At 34.6% G+C, this 18,295-nt stretch carries 18 protein-coding genes and 1 other annotated feature; of the genes, 15 read left to right on the top strand and 3 right to left on the bottom strand.

All coding sequences use genetic code 11. From position 1 onward, the window contains the following. The first annotated feature begins 15 nt into the window (after nt 1-15). The 8 genes from ACTT1L_RS09380 to srtB all read left to right on the top strand — a co-directional run bounded on the left by ACTT1L_RS09380 (nt 16) and on the right by srtB (nt 10,308). Nucleotides 16-705: a 23S rRNA pseudouridine(2604) synthase RluF gene (locus ACTT1L_RS09380; RefSeq protein ID WP_000700722.1), complete on the top strand. Its 690-nt coding sequence runs from the start codon at nt 16-18 to the stop codon at nt 703-705. A gap of 108 nt (nt 706-813) precedes the next feature. Continuing rightward, nucleotides 814-1,069: a binding site (T-box leader), on the top strand. Nucleotides 1,070-1,186: 117 nt separating this feature from the next. Further along, nucleotides 1,187-2,512, top strand: coding sequence for a branched-chain amino acid transport system II carrier protein BrnQ6 (brnQ6, locus tag ACTT1L_RS09375; RefSeq protein ID WP_442821883.1), 1,326 nt, complete (start codon nt 1,187-1,189; stop codon nt 2,510-2,512). 500 nt (nt 2,513-3,012) lie between these two features. After that, the gene (isdC, locus tag ACTT1L_RS09370; protein WP_061132075.1) at nt 3,013-3,738 is read left to right on the top strand and encodes a heme uptake protein IsdC; all 726 of its coding nucleotides are present in this window, start codon (nt 3,013-3,015) and stop codon (nt 3,736-3,738) included. A 51-nt stretch (nt 3,739-3,789) separates the two neighbouring features. Beyond that, entirely contained in the window at nt 3,790-6,789 is a 3,000-nt protein-coding gene (locus ACTT1L_RS09365) for an NEAT domain-containing protein (RefSeq protein WP_442821966.1), read from the top strand. A gap of 69 nt (nt 6,790-6,858) precedes the next feature. Continuing rightward, nucleotides 6,859-7,740 (top strand): heme ABC transporter substrate-binding protein IsdE, encoded by an 882-nt coding sequence (gene isdE, locus ACTT1L_RS09360; protein WP_002163510.1) that lies wholly within the window; start codon nt 6,859-6,861, stop codon nt 7,738-7,740. Nucleotides 7,741-7,767: 27 nt separating this feature from the next. Then, complete coding sequence (locus tag ACTT1L_RS09355) at nt 7,768-8,751, top strand: FecCD family ABC transporter permease (RefSeq protein WP_001036821.1); 984 nt, start codon at nt 7,768-7,770, stop codon at nt 8,749-8,751. After that, the gene (locus tag ACTT1L_RS09350) at nt 8,741-9,511 is read left to right on the top strand and encodes an ABC transporter ATP-binding protein (RefSeq protein WP_000403755.1); all 771 of its coding nucleotides are present in this window, start codon (nt 8,741-8,743) and stop codon (nt 9,509-9,511) included. Before ACTT1L_RS09355 ends, ACTT1L_RS09350 begins: the two co-directional genes overlap by 11 nt. A gap of 32 nt (nt 9,512-9,543) precedes the next feature. Beyond that, on the top strand, nt 9,544-10,308 hold the full coding sequence (srtB, locus tag ACTT1L_RS09345) for a class B sortase (protein WP_001086113.1): 765 nt from the start codon (nt 9,544-9,546) through the stop codon (nt 10,306-10,308). Between the two features lie 66 nt (nt 10,309-10,374). On the opposite strand, the gene isdG is transcribed toward srtB, so the two are convergent. Continuing rightward, nucleotides 10,375-10,698, bottom strand: a complete 324-nt coding sequence (gene isdG, locus ACTT1L_RS09340) for a heme oxygenase (RefSeq protein ID WP_074543111.1) — start codon at nt 10,696-10,698, stop codon at nt 10,375-10,377. 343 nt (nt 10,699-11,041) lie between these two features. Between isdG and ACTT1L_RS09335 the strand changes: the two genes are divergently transcribed. Continuing rightward, the gene (locus ACTT1L_RS09335) at nt 11,042-12,832 is read left to right on the top strand and encodes a cation:proton antiporter (RefSeq protein ID WP_324630057.1); all 1,791 of its coding nucleotides are present in this window, start codon (nt 11,042-11,044) and stop codon (nt 12,830-12,832) included. Nucleotides 12,833-12,921: 89 nt separating this feature from the next. Continuing rightward, a complete protein-coding gene (locus tag ACTT1L_RS09330; RefSeq protein ID WP_001255958.1) occupies nt 12,922-14,121 on the top strand; it encodes a class I SAM-dependent rRNA methyltransferase in 1,200 nt (399 codons plus the stop codon). A 39-nt stretch (nt 14,122-14,160) separates the two neighbouring features. Here ACTT1L_RS09330 and ACTT1L_RS09325 read toward each other — a convergent pair whose 3' ends face one another. Both ACTT1L_RS09325 and ACTT1L_RS09320 read right to left on the bottom strand, forming a co-directional pair. Continuing rightward, nucleotides 14,161-14,355 (bottom strand): YwbE family protein, encoded by a 195-nt coding sequence (locus ACTT1L_RS09325; RefSeq protein ID WP_001014310.1) that lies wholly within the window; start codon nt 14,353-14,355, stop codon nt 14,161-14,163. Then, on the bottom strand, nt 14,356-14,529 hold the full coding sequence (locus ACTT1L_RS09320) for a hypothetical protein (protein WP_001293578.1): 174 nt from the start codon (nt 14,527-14,529) through the stop codon (nt 14,356-14,358). 168 nt (nt 14,530-14,697) lie between these two features. On the opposite strand from ACTT1L_RS09320, the gene ACTT1L_RS09315 reads away from it, so the two are divergent. From ACTT1L_RS09315 to ACTT1L_RS09295, 5 genes are all read left to right on the top strand, one after another. Further along, complete coding sequence (locus ACTT1L_RS09315) at nt 14,698-15,390, top strand: response regulator transcription factor (protein ID WP_046198137.1); 693 nt, start codon at nt 14,698-14,700, stop codon at nt 15,388-15,390. 1 nt (nt 15,391) lies between these two features. Beyond that, nucleotides 15,392-16,327, top strand: a complete 936-nt coding sequence (locus ACTT1L_RS09310; RefSeq protein ID WP_000247662.1) for a HAMP domain-containing histidine kinase — start codon at nt 15,392-15,394, stop codon at nt 16,325-16,327. A gap of 125 nt (nt 16,328-16,452) precedes the next feature. Beyond that, nucleotides 16,453-17,376: an ABC transporter ATP-binding protein gene (locus ACTT1L_RS09305; RefSeq protein ID WP_098671950.1), complete on the top strand. Its 924-nt coding sequence runs from the start codon at nt 16,453-16,455 to the stop codon at nt 17,374-17,376. Continuing rightward, nucleotides 17,369-17,530 carry a hypothetical protein gene (locus tag ACTT1L_RS09300; protein WP_000931773.1) on the top strand — a complete coding sequence of 54 codons (162 nt, stop codon included), beginning with the start codon at nt 17,369-17,371 and terminating at the stop codon, nt 17,528-17,530. The genes ACTT1L_RS09305 and ACTT1L_RS09300 overlap by 8 nt, the downstream gene beginning before the upstream one ends. Nucleotides 17,531-17,565: 35 nt before the next feature. Beyond that, a complete protein-coding gene (locus tag ACTT1L_RS09295; protein WP_000945219.1) occupies nt 17,566-18,270 on the top strand; it encodes an ABC transporter permease in 705 nt (234 codons plus the stop codon). Nucleotides 18,271-18,295 lie beyond the last annotated feature (25 nt).

Raw genomic sequence — 18,295 nt, 5'->3', positions numbered from 1 at the left:
GAAAAGGAATAAGCTATGAAAATCAACCAATACATAAGCGAAGCAAAATCATGCTCCAGACGTGAAACAGATCGCCTTATTAAAGCTGGACGCGTGGCTATTAACGGCGAAATATGTACGCACGGTGCACTCGTAGGCGATGGTGATGTAGTAACGATTGATGGACAGGTTCTTGCAAAAGAAGAGAAAGAAAAGGTGTATATCGCCTTTCATAAGCCAGTTGGCATTACTTGTACAGCAGCTGATCATATTGAAGATAATATTATTGATTATATCAATTACCCAGAGCGAATCTTTCCAGTTGGGCGATTAGATAAAGCGTCAGAAGGCCTTATTTTATTAACGAATGACGGTGCGATTGCGAATCAAATTTTACATGGTGATCATGAGCACGAGAAGGAATATGTTGTCACAGTCGATAAACCTTTTACGGACTGGTTTATTGATGAGATGTCCAGCGGTGTAAAGATCAAAGATGGAATGACGAAGCCATGTAAAGTGACGAGAGTGGATCAGTCTACATTTCGCATCGTTTTAACGCAAGGAATGAACAGACAAATTCGTAGAATGAGTCGAGCTTTCGGGTTTACTGTAACAAAGTTAAAGCGAGTACGCATTATGAATATAGAGCTAAATGAGCTTGAAGTTGGAAAGTGGCGGAGCGTTACAGCTGAAGAGTTAGAAATTTTAATAGGGCAGTTATAGGGAGGGGGAATTTTCTCCCTATATTTTTTTGTCAGAAAAAATAAAACTATTGATTTTTTAAAAAATAGCCCATATAATAAAAAACAACAAGTTTCGACAAGATATTTTATAAAAGTAATGATGAGGACATGAGTTGTTTTTTACGATTCTCAGAGAGGGAAGCCTTAGGCTGTGAGCTTCCTAATACGAAAAGACAAGCTTACCACCTCTAAACTTCAAGAGTGAACTGCATACATGATGCATTGTAATTCTTGGCGGATAAAACCGTTATCAATTTACACGAGCTATAAAATGAGCTTATTTCGCTATAAATTCATTTTATTAGAATAAGGGTGGAACCACGATTTCAACACTCGTCCCTTTGTTAGGGACGGGTGTTTTTTGCGTTCTTTTACGGGGAAGTATGCTTGAAAGAGGATATATGACGGATTTTAATTCAGAATATTTTGTTAATTTATAATTATGTAGGAGGTTAGTAGAAATGAAATCATCTTTAAAGTTTTCTGAGATGTTTGCAATAAGTTTAATGTTATTTGCACTATTTTTCGGTGCGGGTAATATGATTTTTCCACCAGCATTAGGACAAGGCGCTGGAACAGATGTATGGATCGCGCTATTTGGTTTTGTCGTAACAGGCGTTGGATTGCCTTTATTAGGAGTTATCGTTATAGCTTTAAAGGGAGATATTAATGAGCTAGCAGGGCGTGTACACCCTATATTCGCACTAGTTTTTATTACTGCAATTTATTTATGTTTAGGCGTATTCGTAAGTGTGCCGCGTACAGGAACGGTTGCTTATGAAATGAGTGTTGCACCATTTTTACCAAGTGAAATAGCTGGTCAATCGTATCCACTTGTTATCTTTACATTTATTTTCTTTGCTCTCACTTTCTATTTAGCTTTAAACCCATCAAAATTAGTGGGCCGCATCGGTAAAGTATTAACTCCGATTTTATTAGCTGTTATTGCAATTATTGTAGGTAAAGCACTTATTACACCAATGGGTGAATTTGGTGCACCGACAGAAGCATATAGTGCTCCGCTATTTAAAGGTTTTATTGACGGATATTTAACTTTAGATGGACTTGCAGCACTTGTATTCGGAAATGTTGTAATTCATGCGTTAAAAGAAAAAGGTATTACAAATAAAAATAGCATTGCAAAAGTAACAATTTTTGCAGGATTTATTGCAGCACTTGGTTTACTACTCGTTTACTTAGCGCTTGCTTATCTCGGAGCTTCTAGTGTCTCTCTTGGAATGGGGGCAAACGGCGGAATTATTTTAACAAACGTTGTAAATCATTTATTCGGTAGTTACGGAACTTTATTATTAGGAATCGCAATTTCAGCAGCATGTTTAACAACTTCAGTAGGGATTGTCGCAGCTTGCGGAGAATATTTCTCTTCTTTATTACCGAAGCTTTCTTATCAAAAAGTTGTTTTCATTTTCTGTGTATTAGCATTTATGGTAGCGAATCTTGGTTTAACTCAGTTAAATGCATTAGCATTACCAATCTTAATCGCAATTTACCCAATTGGTATCGTGCTAATTATATTATCACTGTTTGAAAACTATATTCGTCTTCCTTTAGTCATGTATGTAGGTGGTATTGTAGGAGCATTCATGATTAGCTTCTTTGATGGATTACACAATGCAAATCTTGAGATTGCAGCATTAACACCAATTTTAAATAAAATTCCATTATATAGTGTTGGGATTGGTTGGTTCGTTCCTGCTCTAGTAGGTATTGTAATTGGATATGTCATTTCATTGTTTCAAAAGCAAGAAGTTGCTGTAGAAAAATAGAGAAAAGAGGCTTTTTATGAAAGAAAGCCTCTTTTTTTTGTAGAAAAAGCCACATATAAGGAAATTCAGATATTTAAAGTTTTATACGTAATATAGTTGACAAAAAAATTATGAGTAGGCTAAGATTGACTTAGTTGTGGAAATATTGGAAGGAAAGTGAGGAGTGAAAGGTATAAGGTTTTCTATAACAATATTATTTTTGTAGATAGAGGTGATCAAGTAGGAAGATGGATAGTTTTATTTTTTTTGAGATTCATTGAGAATGATAATCAACAAAATAAATAGAGACTTATGTTAAAATAAGAATCGCTCTTTATAAAGAATAGAGAGGGATATTATTTTTAACATGAATTGAGAATGATAATCAATAATATCTGTATTACATAAACAAATTACAATTAAATAAGGATAGAAGATTATTATTTTTTTCTAATATAATGAGAATAATTATCATTTTCAAAGAGTATGGATGAAAGATAAACAAGGAGGAAGTAAGCCAAATGAGAAAGATTTCTGTATTACCCGCTTTTATTATAACGTTCGTATGTATGCTAGCTTTTCTTATCATGCCATATGGGAAAGTTTCAGCACAACTAGCTGACGGTACGTATGACATTAACTATGTCATTCAAAAAGCAGAAAATGATTCAGCTTCAATGGCAAATGATTATTTTGAAAAACCAGCTAAGCTAATTGTGAAAAATGGTGAGATGAGAGTGCAAATCCCGATGAATCATAGTGCTTGGATTACAGAATTTAAAGCACCTGAAAACGGGAATTTTGTTGATGCAAAAGTAGTTAGCAAGGACGAGGCTGCTGATAAAAGAACGGTTGAATTTAAAATTGATGATTTATCAAAACCATTAGGAGTAAAAATTCATGTTGTCGTACCAAGTGCAAACTATGACCACCACTATACAATTCGTTTTGCTTTTGATGCAAATGTAAAAGCTGTAGGTGGAGATAACGGCGCGGCTGCTACAACAAAAAACAATGATCAAACGAAAACAGGTACACAAGTTAAAGAAGAGAAAGCAAAAGTAGAGAATAAAGAAACAACAAAAGAAGCGAACAAAGAGACAAATAAAGATACAAAAAATGAAAATGGTAAAGCTGAAAAAACAGATAATCCTAAAACAGGCGATGAAGCACGTATCGGATTATTTGCGGTGTTAATTCTTATTTCAGGTGTTTTCTTAATTCGTAACGTGAAGTTTAATAAATAAATAAAAAGGAGCGTTATTTCATTGAACAGGTATCTTAAGATTGTTGTTGCTATGTTTTTAATGATATTTACATTCGTATCAACACTACAACCACTTGCAGTTCAAGCAGCTACTCAATTAGCTGACGGTGAATACTCAATCGGTTTTAAAGTTCTTAAAGACGCATCGGATGAAGTATCCATGATGAATGAATACTCTGTAAGTCCAGGAACTTTAAAAGTGAAGGATGGGAAAAAGAAAGTGTCCTTTACATTAAAAAATAGTTCATGGATTACGAAATTTGAAACAGACAAAGCAGGTCAACTTGTTGAGACAAATGTAATTAGTGAAGATAAAGAAAAAGATACAAGAGTAGTAGAATTCGATGTGGAAGATGTAGAGAAGATATTAAAAGCGAAAGTAAAAGTAGATATTGATTTTCTGAACTATCATCATGAATATGATGTTCGTATTGCATTTGATCAAAATAGCATTACACCAATTCATGTAGAAAAACCAGATGAAAAAGAGGACCCAGCTAATAAGCCAGATCCAAATGAAACTACGGATCCAGGTCAGAAGCCCGACCAAAAGCCTGACCCAGATCAACAACCAAATTCTAACACAATTGAAGATGGTGCGTACAGCATTCCTTTCAAAGTGTTAAAAGATCAAACAGATGAAGAATCTAAAATGAATAGTTACATGGAAAATCCAGGAGTATTGAAAGTAGAAAATGGTAAGAAAAAAGCGGTTGTAACGTTAAAAAGTAGCTCATTAATTAAAAATTTCCAAACGGAAAAAGATGGTGCATTTGTTGATGCAAAAGTAGTGAGTGAAGATAAAGAAAAAGATACAAGAGTAGTAGAGTTTGAAGTAGCTGATTTATCGAAAAAACTTAATACAAAAGTATTTATTGAGATGGCATCAAGAAATTATAAACAAACGCATGACGTACAACTTGTATTTGAACAAGACAAATTGGAAGCTATTAAAAGTGAAGACAAACAACCAGACGGAGACAAACAACCAGACGGAGACAAACAACCAGACGGAGACAAACAACCAGACGGAGACAAACAACCAGACGGAGACAAACAACCAGACGGAGACAAACAACCAGACGGAGACAAACAACCAGACGGAGACAAACAACCAGACGGAGACAAACAACCAGACGGAGACAAACAACCAGACGGAGACAAACAACCAGACGGAGACAAACAACCAGACGGAGGTAAACAACCAGACGGAGACAAACAACCAGACGGAGATAAACAACCAGACGGAGACAAACAACCAGACGGAGACAAACAACCAGACGGAGACAAACAACCAGACGGAGGTAAACAACCAGACGGAGATAAACAATCAGACGGAGATACCATTAAAGATGGTGAATACAATATTGGTTTTAAAGTATTGAAAGATAAAACAGAAGAAATTTCAATGATGAATACGTACACGAAGAGTCCAGGTGTATTAAAAGTGAAAGATGGAAAGAAATATGTATCCTTCACATTAACAAATAGCTCATGGATTACAAAGTTTGAATTTGAAAAGAATAATTCATTTGTTGATGCAAGTGTATTAAGTGAAGATAAGAAAGCTGATACACGTGTAGTAGAAGTGGAAGTAGCTGATTTATCTAAGAAACTAAATGCAAAAGTGAAAGTAGATATTGATTCAATGAATTATCACCATTTCTATGATATTCAATTTGCATTTGATAACGATAGTATTCAACCGTTAGACAACCAAGGTGGAAACAACAATCAAGGCGGAAGTAACGACCAAGATGGAAACGATAACCAAGGCGAAAATGACAACCAAGGTGGAAACAACAACCAAGGCGAAAATGACAACCAAGGTGGAAACAACAATCAAGGCGGAAATAACAACCAAGGTGGAAACAACAACCAAGACGATAACACAGCAATTGATCCAAACGCTCTTAAAGACGGTGAATACAGTATCGGTTTTAAAGTGTTAAAAGATAAAACAGAAGAAATTTCAATGATGAACACATATACGAAGAATCCAGGTGTATTAAAAGTGAAAGATGGAAAGAAATATGTATCCTTCACATTAACAAATAGCTCATGGATTACGAAGTTTGAGTTTGAAAAGAATGGTGCGTTCGTCGATGCGCAAGTATTAGGTACAAATAAAGAGAAAGATACAAGAGTAGTAGAAGTGGAAGTAGATGATTTATCGAAAAAGTTAAATGCAAAAGTGAAGGTAGATATCGATGCAATGAATTATCATCATTTCTATGATATTCAATTTGCATTCGATAAAGGAAGTATTAAAGCTTTAGGTAACCAAGGTGGAGATACTAACCAAGATGGTAATGGTAATCAAATCGGAAGCGACAACCAAGGCGGAAACGACAACCAAGATGGAACGAATAATCTAAATGAAAACCCAACAGTTGATCCGAAAAATTTAAAAGATGGTCAGTACGATATTGCTTTTAAAGTGTTAAAAGATAAGACAGAAGAAATTTCAATGATGAATCAATATGTTGTAAGTCCAGCAAGATTAACAGTGAAAGATGGCAAGAAGTATGTTGCAATGACACTGAAAAATAGTGACTGGATTACGAAATTCCAAACAGAAAATAATGGTGGATTTGCAGATGCAAAAGTAGTAAGTGAAGATAAGGCTGCCAATACAAGAGTCGTAGAATTTGAAGCTAATGATTTATTTGCAAAATTAAATGCAAAAGTAAAAGTAGATATCGATTCAATGAATTACCATCATTTCTACGACGTACAAATTCAATTTGATACGACGAAGATTGGCGCTGTAGGAACGGTAAAAGAAGAGCCAAAGAATGAACCGAAAAACCCAGTAACTACACCAAAAGTAGATAATGTAAAAACAGTAGGAACTCCTGATTTTAACCGAAATGCAGATGGTAAAAAGAAAAACGAAGCTACAAATAATGATTCGAAAAAAGAGAAAAACTCAAAAACTGCAGATACAGCACAACTTGGTTTATACATGATGTTACTGCTAGGTTCACTTGCTTTACTAGTTCGTAAATATAGAGCAGGTAGATTGTAATTTTTGGAGTCTTGATGCATGTTCGCGTGCATCAAGACTTGTTTCATATTGTTTGGAAAGGAGTGGTGATTGAGAGTGAGGAAAATTGCAAGTGTACTAATGGCTATCATTTTATTAGTGAGTATAGCTGGGTGCTCATCACCTAAAAAAGAAACTGCGAAGCAAGTAAAGAGTGAAAGTAAAGAGCGAATTGTTGCAACGACAGTCGCTGTTACTGAAATTATGGATGTGTTAGAAGTAGATTTAGTTGGTGTTCCAACTAGTTCTAAAACCTTACCGAAGCGATATAAAGGTTTACCTGAAGTCGGGAATCCGATGAGTCCTGATATGGAAAAAGTAAAGTCGTTAAAGCCGTCAGAAGTATTATCCGTGACAACACTTGAATATGAATTAAAGCCAGTGTTTGACGGTGTAGGTATGAAAGCAAATTTTGTGGACTTAACTAGTTTAAAAAATATGCAAAATTCCATTAGTAATTTAGGTAAGCAATATGGACGCGAAAAGCAGGCTGAAGCAGTTGTAACGAAGTTAGATAAAAAGGTTGCTAGCATTCAAAAAGAAGTAAAAGGAAAGAAAGAACCGACAGTGCTTATTTTATTAGGTGTACCGGGGAGCTATTTAGTAGCAACTGAGCATTCCTATATTGGTGATTTAGTGAAACAACTAGGTGGTAAAAATATTGTACAAGGTGAACAAGTAGAATATTTAGCTTCTAATACAGAGTATTTAAAGAAAGCTGATCCGGATATTATTTTACGAGCAGCTCATGGTATGCCTGATGAAGTTGTAAAAATGTTTGATAAAGAATTTAAAACAAATGATATTTGGAAACACTTCGCTGCAGTTAAAAATAATCGTGTTTACGATTTAGAAGAGCGTTTATTTGGAACGACAGGAAATTTAGCAGCAATCGAAGCTTTAGATGAATTGAAGAAAATGATGTATCCGTGATGCATTTTCATATAAAGGAAGAGTGAAATGAATAAAAAAACTTGGAGTTTCTTCATTGTTACTGTATTGCTTATTGTTATGACGTCATTGTCAGCGATGAAAGGGAGTTTAGAGGTTGGTATCGTTGACCTTGTACAAGGGATATTTACAGGGGCAAATGAAGATGTTGAGGTCATTAAAGATTTACGTTTCCCGCGCATTATTATTGCACTGTTCACTGGGGCGGCTCTTGCTGTTTCTGGTGTTCTTTTTCAAGCTGTAATGAAAAATCCACTTGCCGATGCTGGGGTAATCGGTATATCTTCAGGAGCAAGTTTTATGACACTTGTTATTATTACGTTATTCCCGCAATTCTTTTTCTGGACACCAGTATTCGCCTTTTTAGGTGGTGCGTTTGCGTGTTATCTCGTTTATGCCTTTTCATGGAAGTCAGGGTTAAGTCCACTTCGTATTATTTTAGTTGGTATAGCTATTAATGCGATGTTTACTGGATTAAATGAATCTTTCATTACGATTTGTGGATATTTCATTAAGAGTATTAAGCAAACGACGACTTCTAATATAACGATGAAGACGTGGGGCGATGTAGAAATAATGGTTACGTATGGAACAATTGGTTTGGTTCTTGCACTGTTTGTAGGAGCTTGGTGTAATTTATTATCGCTACAAGATAAGACTGCGAAAAACTTAGGTTTGCACGTGACGAGAGTTCGTCTTATTATTTCTGCTATTGCAGTACTCTTAGCTGCAGTATCAACAGCGATTGCAGGTGTTATTGCTTTTGTAGGATTACTCGTTCCGCACATTTCAAGGCAATTAGTCGGTTCAGATCATAAAGTATTAATTCCATTTTCTGCTCTTGCAGGAGCGTTATTAATTTTGACGGCGGATACGATTGGAAGGTTAATTGTACCACCTAACGAAATTCCAGCGGCGACGATTATGGCAGTTATTGGTGGACCATTCTTAATATTCTTGCTTAGAAAGAGTGATAAAGTTCATGGAAATTAAAAATGTAACCTTTTCATACGATAATGTAACAAATCGTTTAAAGTCTGTTAGTAGTGAAATAGAGATTGGGAAAATTACAACAATCATTGGTCCGAATGGTTGCGGAAAATCAACATTACTTGGTGTTATGTCTAGAAATCATGCTCCTAATAGTGGGGAAGTAATACTTGATGGAAAAACGATTAGTGAGTATAAACCGAAAGAGTTTGCTAGAAAGTTAGCTGTTGTCCATCAACAAAATGAGGCGCCAGCAGATATTACAGTGGAAAAACTAATAAGCTTTGGGCGTATGCCATATAAAAATGTTTTTTCTTCGCAAACTGATGAAGATAGAGAAGCAATTGAGCGTGCACTAACATGTACAAATTTGCAAAGTAAGCGTGAAAAGCCAATTCATGCTTTATCGGGCGGAGAGAGACAGCGAGTTTGGATCGCGATGACATTAGCTCAAAGTACACCAATGCTTTTCTTAGATGAACCGACAACATATTTAGATATTTATTATCAGCTAGAAATATTAGAGTTAGTGAAAGAGTTAAATGAAGTGTATGGATTAACGATTGTGATGGTACTACATGATATTAATCAAGCCATTCGTTATAGTGATCATATTATCGTTATGAAAGATGGGGAAATTGTTACGAAAGGTAATCCTAATGAGGTAATAACAGAAGAAATGGTTAAAGCAATATATGGTGTAGATGTCGTTGTAAAACAAGACGAAGATACAGGGTTATACATGGTACCAATGGGAATTTAAAGGCTGGGCATAATCCGTTTTGAGGTGATAATTTGAATAGTAAGAAAGAACGGAAAAAGAATTCTTTTTTTCAACGAATACTTACAATTGTATTTTTAGGAATCTTTTTCTATTCAATGTATGAATTGGGTGGGATTTTCATGGATTATTATGAAAATCGTAAAGTAATGGCTGAAGCGCAACATATTTATAAGAGAAGTCCAATGGAAGAAAAATCAGAAGATGGGGAAGTACGTAAACAGTTTCAAGCTCTCCAAAAAATTAATCCAGAAATAGTGGGATGGATTACGATGGATGATACACAAATCAATTATCCAATCGTTCAAGCGAAGGATAATGATTACTATTTATTTCGTAATTATAAAGGCGAGGATATGAGAGCGGGAAGTATTTTTATGGATTATCGTAATGATGTGAAATCTCAAAACCGAAATACTATTTTATATGGTCATCGTATGAAGGACGGTTCTATGTTTGGAAGTTTAAAAAAGATGTTGGATGAAGATTTCTTCATGTCCCATCGTAAATTGTATTACGATACATTATTTGAAGGATACGACGTTGAAGTTTTTTCAGTATATACGACAACGACGGACTTTTATTACATTGAAACGGATTTTGAAAGCGATGCAGCGTATACAGCATTCTTAAAGCAAATTCAAGATAAATCCCTTTACAAAACGGATACGAAATTGACGGCTAATGATGAAATTATAACACTTTCTACATGTGACTATGCACTTGATCCAGAAGCAGGAAGATTAGTCGTACATGCGAAACTAGTAAAAAGACAGTAAATAAAAAAGTATAGAATATGAGAAGTGGTAACACTTCTCATATTCTATACTTTAAAAAAACAGTTTTTACTGTGCTGCAGCCATTGGCATACGTACAACTTTTACATCATAGTAAGAGATTTTATTATCAAGAATATAATCTGGCATTCCGCCTTGATGGGAGTGAGCAGCTTTAAATACTGGGCTCTTTGTCCAACCTTGGAAATCTTCTTTTGCATTCCAGCGCGTGCTAATTGTTACCTCGTCATAATCAACTGTATTTTGCGTTAGAAGAACTTCTAATCCTAAAAATCCTGGCATTGTTTCGACTTGACCTACTTTATTAAAACGATCAATTAATTTATGTCCATTTCCCTTTGTAATTTTAGCTGTATTTGTAACAATAATCATGTTTATTCCTCCTATAAGTTGTAGCCTTTATTTTCGAGAATTCATATACATTAAATGATAATGAAAATCATTATCATTGTCAATGGTAATCTTAAATTATGATAATATTTTTAATCCCGCTATTTGTTGGGCAGTAAGACCCCCACCTCAAAATTTAGCGAAAGCGAAGAAGTTAGGTGGAGGGCGGGCTGATTAAAGTTTCACTTTATGTAGTATAATATCCTCCTGTTGACTATATATTTAACTTAGTTATATATTATGTAAATAGAATCAATCGAAAATATATAGAAGTAAAGTATGGTTTATACTTTGCTGTCGCAATACTATGAACAAGGAGGGCATTATGGTTGAATCACTTTTACTTAGTATCGTTATTATTATTACATTAGGTATTGCTTCACAATGGACTGCATGGCGCTTCCAGCTTCCTGCGATTGTTGTTATGGCAGTTGCTGGATTATTAATTGGTCCGGTTTTCGGTATTATTAATCCAAAAGAGGTGCTTGGGGATGTTTTTAGTCCACTCGTATCACTCTCTGTTGCGATTATATTGTTTGAGGGTAGTTTAAGTTTAGATATACGTGAACTGAGGGGGCTATCAAAACCAGTATTTCGTATCGTTACGTTTGGTGCGTTTATCGCGTGGATTGCTGGCTCACTTGCAGCTCATTACGTCGCTGGATTAGATTGGGCGATTGCATTTATTATTGGAGGACTTTTTATTGTGACAGGTCCAACGGTAATTATTCCGTTGTTACGCCAAGCGCGATTAAAACCAAGAACAGCTGCAATTTTAAAATGGGAAGGGATTATCGTTGATCCATTTGGCGCTTTGCTTGCTGTATTCGCCTTTCAAATTGTAAATTTCTTAACGAAAGAAAATGTACAATTACATACGTTGCTGTACTTCTTTGCAGGTTCATTATTTGCAATGGTACTCGGTTATGTATTTAGTATTTTTATGAGCTATATGATTTTAAAGGGAAAAGTACCAGAATATTTAAAAGCCCCAATTTTGCTAGTTACGGTACTGTTATGTTTTGGCATTGCGGATGAAGTGATGCATGAAACAGGTATGCTAGCTGTGACAGTAATGGGGATTACGCTTGCGCGGATGAAAAAATATATTTCTTCTATCGGTGATATTCGTCATTTTAACGAAAATATTTCTGTGCTACTAACGTCGACTGTTTTTATCATATTAACAGCATCCCTTCCAAGAACAACGATTATGGAGATTTTCAGCTGGCCTATTATAAGCTTCGTACTTATGATGCTATTTGTTGTACGCCCTTTATCGATTTGGATATCGACAATCGGCACAGAGTTAACAAAAGCAGAACGGGCGCTAGTTGGCTGGATTGCGCCGCGAGGTATTGTTGCATTAACGGTTTCAAGTTACTTTGCGACGGAGTTATTACAAGAAGGTTATAAAGATGCTTCTATATTAACGGCACTTACATTTGCACTCGTTATTACGACTGTTTGTGCTCATGGATTTTCAATTGGATTTTTAGCGAAAAGATTGGGATTGGCGAATACGGAGCCACCGGGAATTTTAATTTCAGGTGCGAGTACATTCTCATCTGCTTTTGCATTGCACTGTAAAGAGATGGGTATTCCGAGCTTAATTGTAGATGTATCAGAAGAGCATTTGCAATGTGCAAAGGTGAAAGGGCTTAATACATATAATGGTCAAGTACTCTCTGAACAGTTACAATTTGAAGTTGATATGAATCAGTATGAATACTTAATTGCAGTTACAGATACGGATTCTTATAATGTATTAGTCGCAAATACATACGTACCACAGTTTGGACATCATAATACATTTTTACTTCCAATCCATGATGTAGAAAAGATTGAACAAGAACGCATTTCCCTTTCGAAAAAAGCTCATTTACTGTTTGGTCAAAATGAAATTTATGAAGAATTAAATAGAAAAATTGAAGATGGTTATACGTTTAAAACGATACAAGTTGCAGAAGAACAAAAGATTAATAAAGAAGAAATCGATTCAGAGGATTTAATATTATTTATTCGCCATAGAGATGGTAGTCTTACTTTTTCAACATTGTATAAATATATAGCTGTTATGCCAGGGGATGAGCTAGTTGTACTAGCAAAGCAATAATATGGTATAGTGAAACGAGGCTGTTTTTCAGTCTCGTTTTTTAAGTGCTTCCTATAGAGAAAGCATGCAAATGGAAAGGAAGTTTTTATATGCGATCAGAAGTAACTGTAAAAATAAAACCGAAATTTATAAAAGAAATTAAAAGTGGATATCCGCTTATTTTAAAAGATGCGATTCAAAATTTAAATGATGTTCAGGAAGAAGGAACAATCATTAAAGTGGTAGATGAGAAGAACCATTTTGTCGGAAAAGGTTATTATGGAAAACAAAATAAAGGATACGGCTGGATTTTAACGAGAAAAGAGAGTGAACAAATTAATCAATCTTTCTTTGAAAGTAAAATTAAATCTGCCTTACATAAACGAAAGCAATTTTATAAATCAAGTGATACGACAGCATTCCGCGCTCTAAACGGTGAAGGTGATGGGCTTGGAGGCTTAATCATCGATTATTATGACGGCTATTATGTAGTAAGTTGGTATAGCGAAGGGATTTATACTTTCAGAGATGAGATTATAGCAGCTCTTCAAAAAGTAGCAAACTTTAAAGGCATTTATGAGAAGAAGCGTTTTGATACGAAAGGGAAATACATTGAAGGCGATGATTTCGTAGCAGGAGAGCGCGGTGAGTTCCCGCTTATCGTAAAAGAGAATGGTGTGAATTTCGCTGTTTATTTAAATGACGGAGCGATGGTTGGTGTATTTTTAGATCAGCGTAACGTGCGAAAACAAATTCGTGATAAATATGCGAAGGGAAGAACAGTGTTAAATATGTTCTCTTATACAGGTGCCTTCTCTGTATTTGCAGCGCTTGGCGGAGCAAGCAAAACGACGAGTGTCGACCTTGCAAATCGTAGTTTAAGTAAAACGATTGAGCAGTTTAGTGTAAATGAAGTTGATTATGAAGCGCAAGATATCATTGTAGAAGATGTATTTCTTTACTTCAAATATGCAGCGAAGAAAAAAATGAAATTTGATATGGTCGTACTTGACCCTCCAAGCTTTGCGCGTTCAAAAAAATATACATTTAGTGCAGCGAAAGATTATAAAAACTTATTAAAAGAAACAATTGCCATTACAGAAAATAACGGGATTATCGTTGCTTCAACAAATTGTAGCGCATTCGATATGAAAAAGTTTAAAGGCTTTATCGATACAGCCTTTAAAGAAATGAATGGTAAATATAAAATATTAGAAGAACATTCTTTACCAGAAGATTTCCGTACAATCGATCAATTTAAAGAAGGAGACTATTTAAAAGTAGTTTTCATCGAGAAAATTAAAGGATAATAAAGAAAAAGGAGCTCGAGTTTACTTGAGCTCCTTTTCTTATTGAACGATATTTTGTACTCTACCGACTTGCCCGTCCTGCAATCGCACTTTAATGCCATGCGGATGAGAAGGGGAGTTCGTTAAAATATCTTTTACAATGCCACGTGTTAATTTGCCAGTTCGTTGATCTTGTTTTAATACAATATCAACTTCAAGGCCGGGTGCGATATTAGAACGTTTTTGTCCGTTCATTTATACACCTGTACGTCTACGTTGGTTGTTTGTCTTTTTCGTTTGTTGGTTTTGTAACTTTTTTGTTTCTTGGCTTTGGTTTTTGGCATTTTGACCATTACCGTTACCTTGCTTTTTCTTTGCAAGTTGTTCGCGCATTAAATCAGCTAAGCTTACTTTTTTGTTTTCTGACATGATAAGTCTCCTTTATATAAAGTTAATTATGAACAATCGTAGTGAATTTCATCATATCATTGTTAAGGAAGGAAGGGAAGTTGGTTTGAAAATTCATATATTTGTTTCAAGTCTGTAGTAGTTACGATACAATTGAATTGTTAACGTTTGTAAAAAGGGGATAGACATATGTCACATCATATATTATTAGTTGAAGATGATCTCTCAATTCAAGAGATGGTGGAAAAGTATTTAATAAAAGAGGGCTTTCAAGTTACAATCGCGTCTGATGGAGAAGAGGGCGTGAACACATATTTAAAAGGTTCATTTGATTTGATTATCCTAGACATTATGATGCCAAAGTTAGATGGCTTAGAGGTTGTGCGAATCATTCGAGAAAAAAGTGCTGTTCCGATTTTAATGATGTCGGCAAAAGATACAGATGTTGATAAAGCTGTCGGATTAGGGCTTGGAGCAGATGATTACATTTGTAAGCCATTTTCTATGATTGAATTAGCCGCGCGTGTAAAAGCAGGTATTCGCAGGTCTACGAAATATTCGGCTACAGAAACAACAGAAAAGACGATTCAAATTGGTGATTTAACGATTGATCCAATTAATTTTACTGTGGAAAAAAACAGGAAGCCTCTCAAACTTACTTTAAAAGAATTTGAGATTTTAAAACTGTTTGTAAAGAATCAAAATCGTGTATTTACAAAAGCACAAATATATACGCTAATTTGGAACGAAGAGTATTACGGTGACGATAACGTTATTAATGTTCATATGAGAAGATTGCGTGAGAAAATCGAAAGTGATCCATCTAATCCAGAATACATTAAAACGTTATGGGGCATCGGCTATAAGTTGGAAGTGATGTAATATGGTCAATTTGTTAATAGGTATTATTTTTATATTGTTATGTGTCATTTATATACAATATAAAATGAGGAAAAATAGTAGCAAAAATTTGCGATACACATATGAAAAGTTAGAAAGTATTGTTAATGAAAAAACAGGTGAGAAGTTACTTGTTATGACAGATGATCTAGAATTGCAAAAATTGTTAGTGGCAATTAATCAATTGTTAGATGCAAAACAGAAAACGAATGCAGATCATGCGAAAGTAGAAATTTCGATGAGAAAAATGCTTTCAAATATTTCACATGATTTGAAGACGCCACTAACAGTTATTCTTGGATATACAGAAATGTTAAATAAGGATAAAACGATAAATGAAGAAGAACAACAAATATTACTTGAGAAAGTGCATACGAAAACACTAGAAGTGATGGAACTAATTCATAAGTTTTTTGATTTAGCAAAATTAGAATCTGGTGACAAAGCAATCGAGATGACAAAAGTGAATATGAATGAAGTTTGTCGTGAGAAGATTTTATCTTTTTATGATTTAGTGACGTCGAAAGGTTTTCATGTTCATATTGATATACCAGAAAGAAATATATATGCACTTGGAAATGTAGAAGTATTAGGTAGGGTATTGAACAATTTTATATCAAATGCGATTACATATGGAGACGATGGAAAGACACTTGGTATGACGTTAAGAGATGATGAAACGAATGTGTATATAGACGTATGGGATACAGGAAAAGGAATTGATGAATCGCATATTGATAAAGTGTTTGAGCGTATGTACACACTTGAAGATTCAAGAAATAGATTGTACCAAGGGAGCGGTTTAGGGTTAACGATTACGAAAAGGCTTGTGGAAGCGATGGATGGAAAAATTCATCTTTCTAGTAAGCCGTATGAAAAAACAATTTTTACAGTTGCATTAAAAAAGATGCAGTTTTAGCTTGTAGAGAAGTAGATTCTACAAGCTTTTTTGCAGCGTAAGGAATTTGTAAGAAACGGGTAAGAAAAAAGAGATTTCCGTTGTCTATTATAGAAATATAAAGTAGTGCGAAAGGGGAAAGTGATATGACCTATATATTAAAAACGAATCAGTTAACGAAAGTGTTTAAAGGAAAAGAAGTTATTTCTAGCGTTAACATGCATGTGAAAAAAGGAGAAATATACGGTTTCTTAGGACCGAATGGTGCTGGTAAAACAACGATTATGAAAATGATTACAAATTTAATAAAACCGACAAGTGGTGAGATTGAAATTTTCGGTGAGAAATTAACAGATACATCTTATGAAGTATTAAAAAGAATGGGGACAATTATTGAATACCCAATCTTTTATGATAAATTAACGGCGAAAGAAAACTTAGAATTACATTGTGAATATATGGGCTATTACGATAAAAATGAAATTGACCATGCTTTACATTTAGTGAAGCTGCAAGGTATAGATAATAAAAAAGTAAAAGATTTTTCATTAGGAATGAAACAACGACTCGGTATTGCAAGGGCAATCGTAACAAAGCCAGAATTACTCATTTTAGATGAACCAATTAACGGTTTAGATCCAATTGGTATTAAAGAATTAAGAGACTTATTTAAAATGCTCTGCAAAGAATATGGCATTACATTATTAGTCTCTAGTCATATTTTAGGTGAGATGGAGCTAATGGCGGATACAATTGGTGTAATTCAAAATGGAAAACTAATAAAAGAAGTTTCAATGAAGAGTATTAACGGAAAACAAACAGAGTACATTGAAATCACTGTTCCTGATGTGAAGCGTGCAGCTTATATTTTAGAAGATAAACTTGGCATAAAAAATTATAAAATAATGAGTGGAAATATGATTCGTGTGTATGATACAGAAGTGTCTCAGCAAGCCATTTCAAAAGCGCTTATTATGAACGATGTGGAAATTGAAAGTATGAATAAGAAACATAGTTCCTTAGAGGAATATTTCTTAAATGTAATGGATGGAGAGGGCATTCATGCTTAATGGATTGTTAGTGAATCTAGTAAGTGGATTGGTCGTAATGTTCATAAGCGGGATTTTATATTATAGGAAACCAGAGCGGAAATGGTTGTTAATTCTACTAATGATAGGAATGTTAAGCGTAGTTACTGCTGGAATTAGAATGTTAGCAGCATAAAGACAGTTATATAAAGAATGGAGGAGTGGTTTTGTATGCTTAGATTAATGAAGCTCGAATGGAAGAAACATCAATTATCTAGTTACTTTAAAAGTGTAGCAATTTGTATTATAGCAATTTTCGCTGTAGTAAGCCTTATGGCAGTGGGAATGAAAGCCGAGGAAGACGTGCTCTTCTCTGACTTCACACAGAACATGGCTTTAGTAAATATTTTTATTAGGGTAACATTCATTATTTTTAGTTCGGTCATTTTATCACGTTTAGTAATTGATGAGTATAAGAACAAAACGATACAACTATCATTTATGTATCCACTGCAAAGGAAAATGCTAATGAGTGCGAAACTAACAATTGTTTTCTGTTTTTGTTTTGTGAGCACGATTATCGCGACTTTCATTATTAGCTTGCTCGTATATTTTGTGAGTCCAATGATGGGACTGATTGAAACACCTGCTACGATAGGCGAAATAATAGCTATCGTTCCAGGTACTATTATAAGTGCATTTATGATATCTGGTATAAGTTTAATTCCTTTATTTTTTGGAATGAGAAAGAAATCGACACCGACAACGATTACTTCGGCAGTAATAATTGGTATGCTGATTAGTGGTAACGTTGGTGCTGGAAACGGTCAAGTAAGTATGTTTGATTTTATAGCTATCCCAATCGTGCTCTGTTTATTAGGAATTTTCATTAGTTATCTATCATTTCGTAAAATCGACAAGATCGATGTGGCGTGAAGTAAGCTTAAAACAAAAACGAACT

Source organism: Bacillus sp. FH (genome assembly GCF_052216825.1).
GTDB classification, from domain to species: domain Bacteria; phylum Bacillota; class Bacilli; order Bacillales; family Bacillaceae_G; genus Bacillus_A; species Bacillus_A paranthracis.
This window is presented reverse-complemented; position numbering and strand designations above follow the sequence as displayed.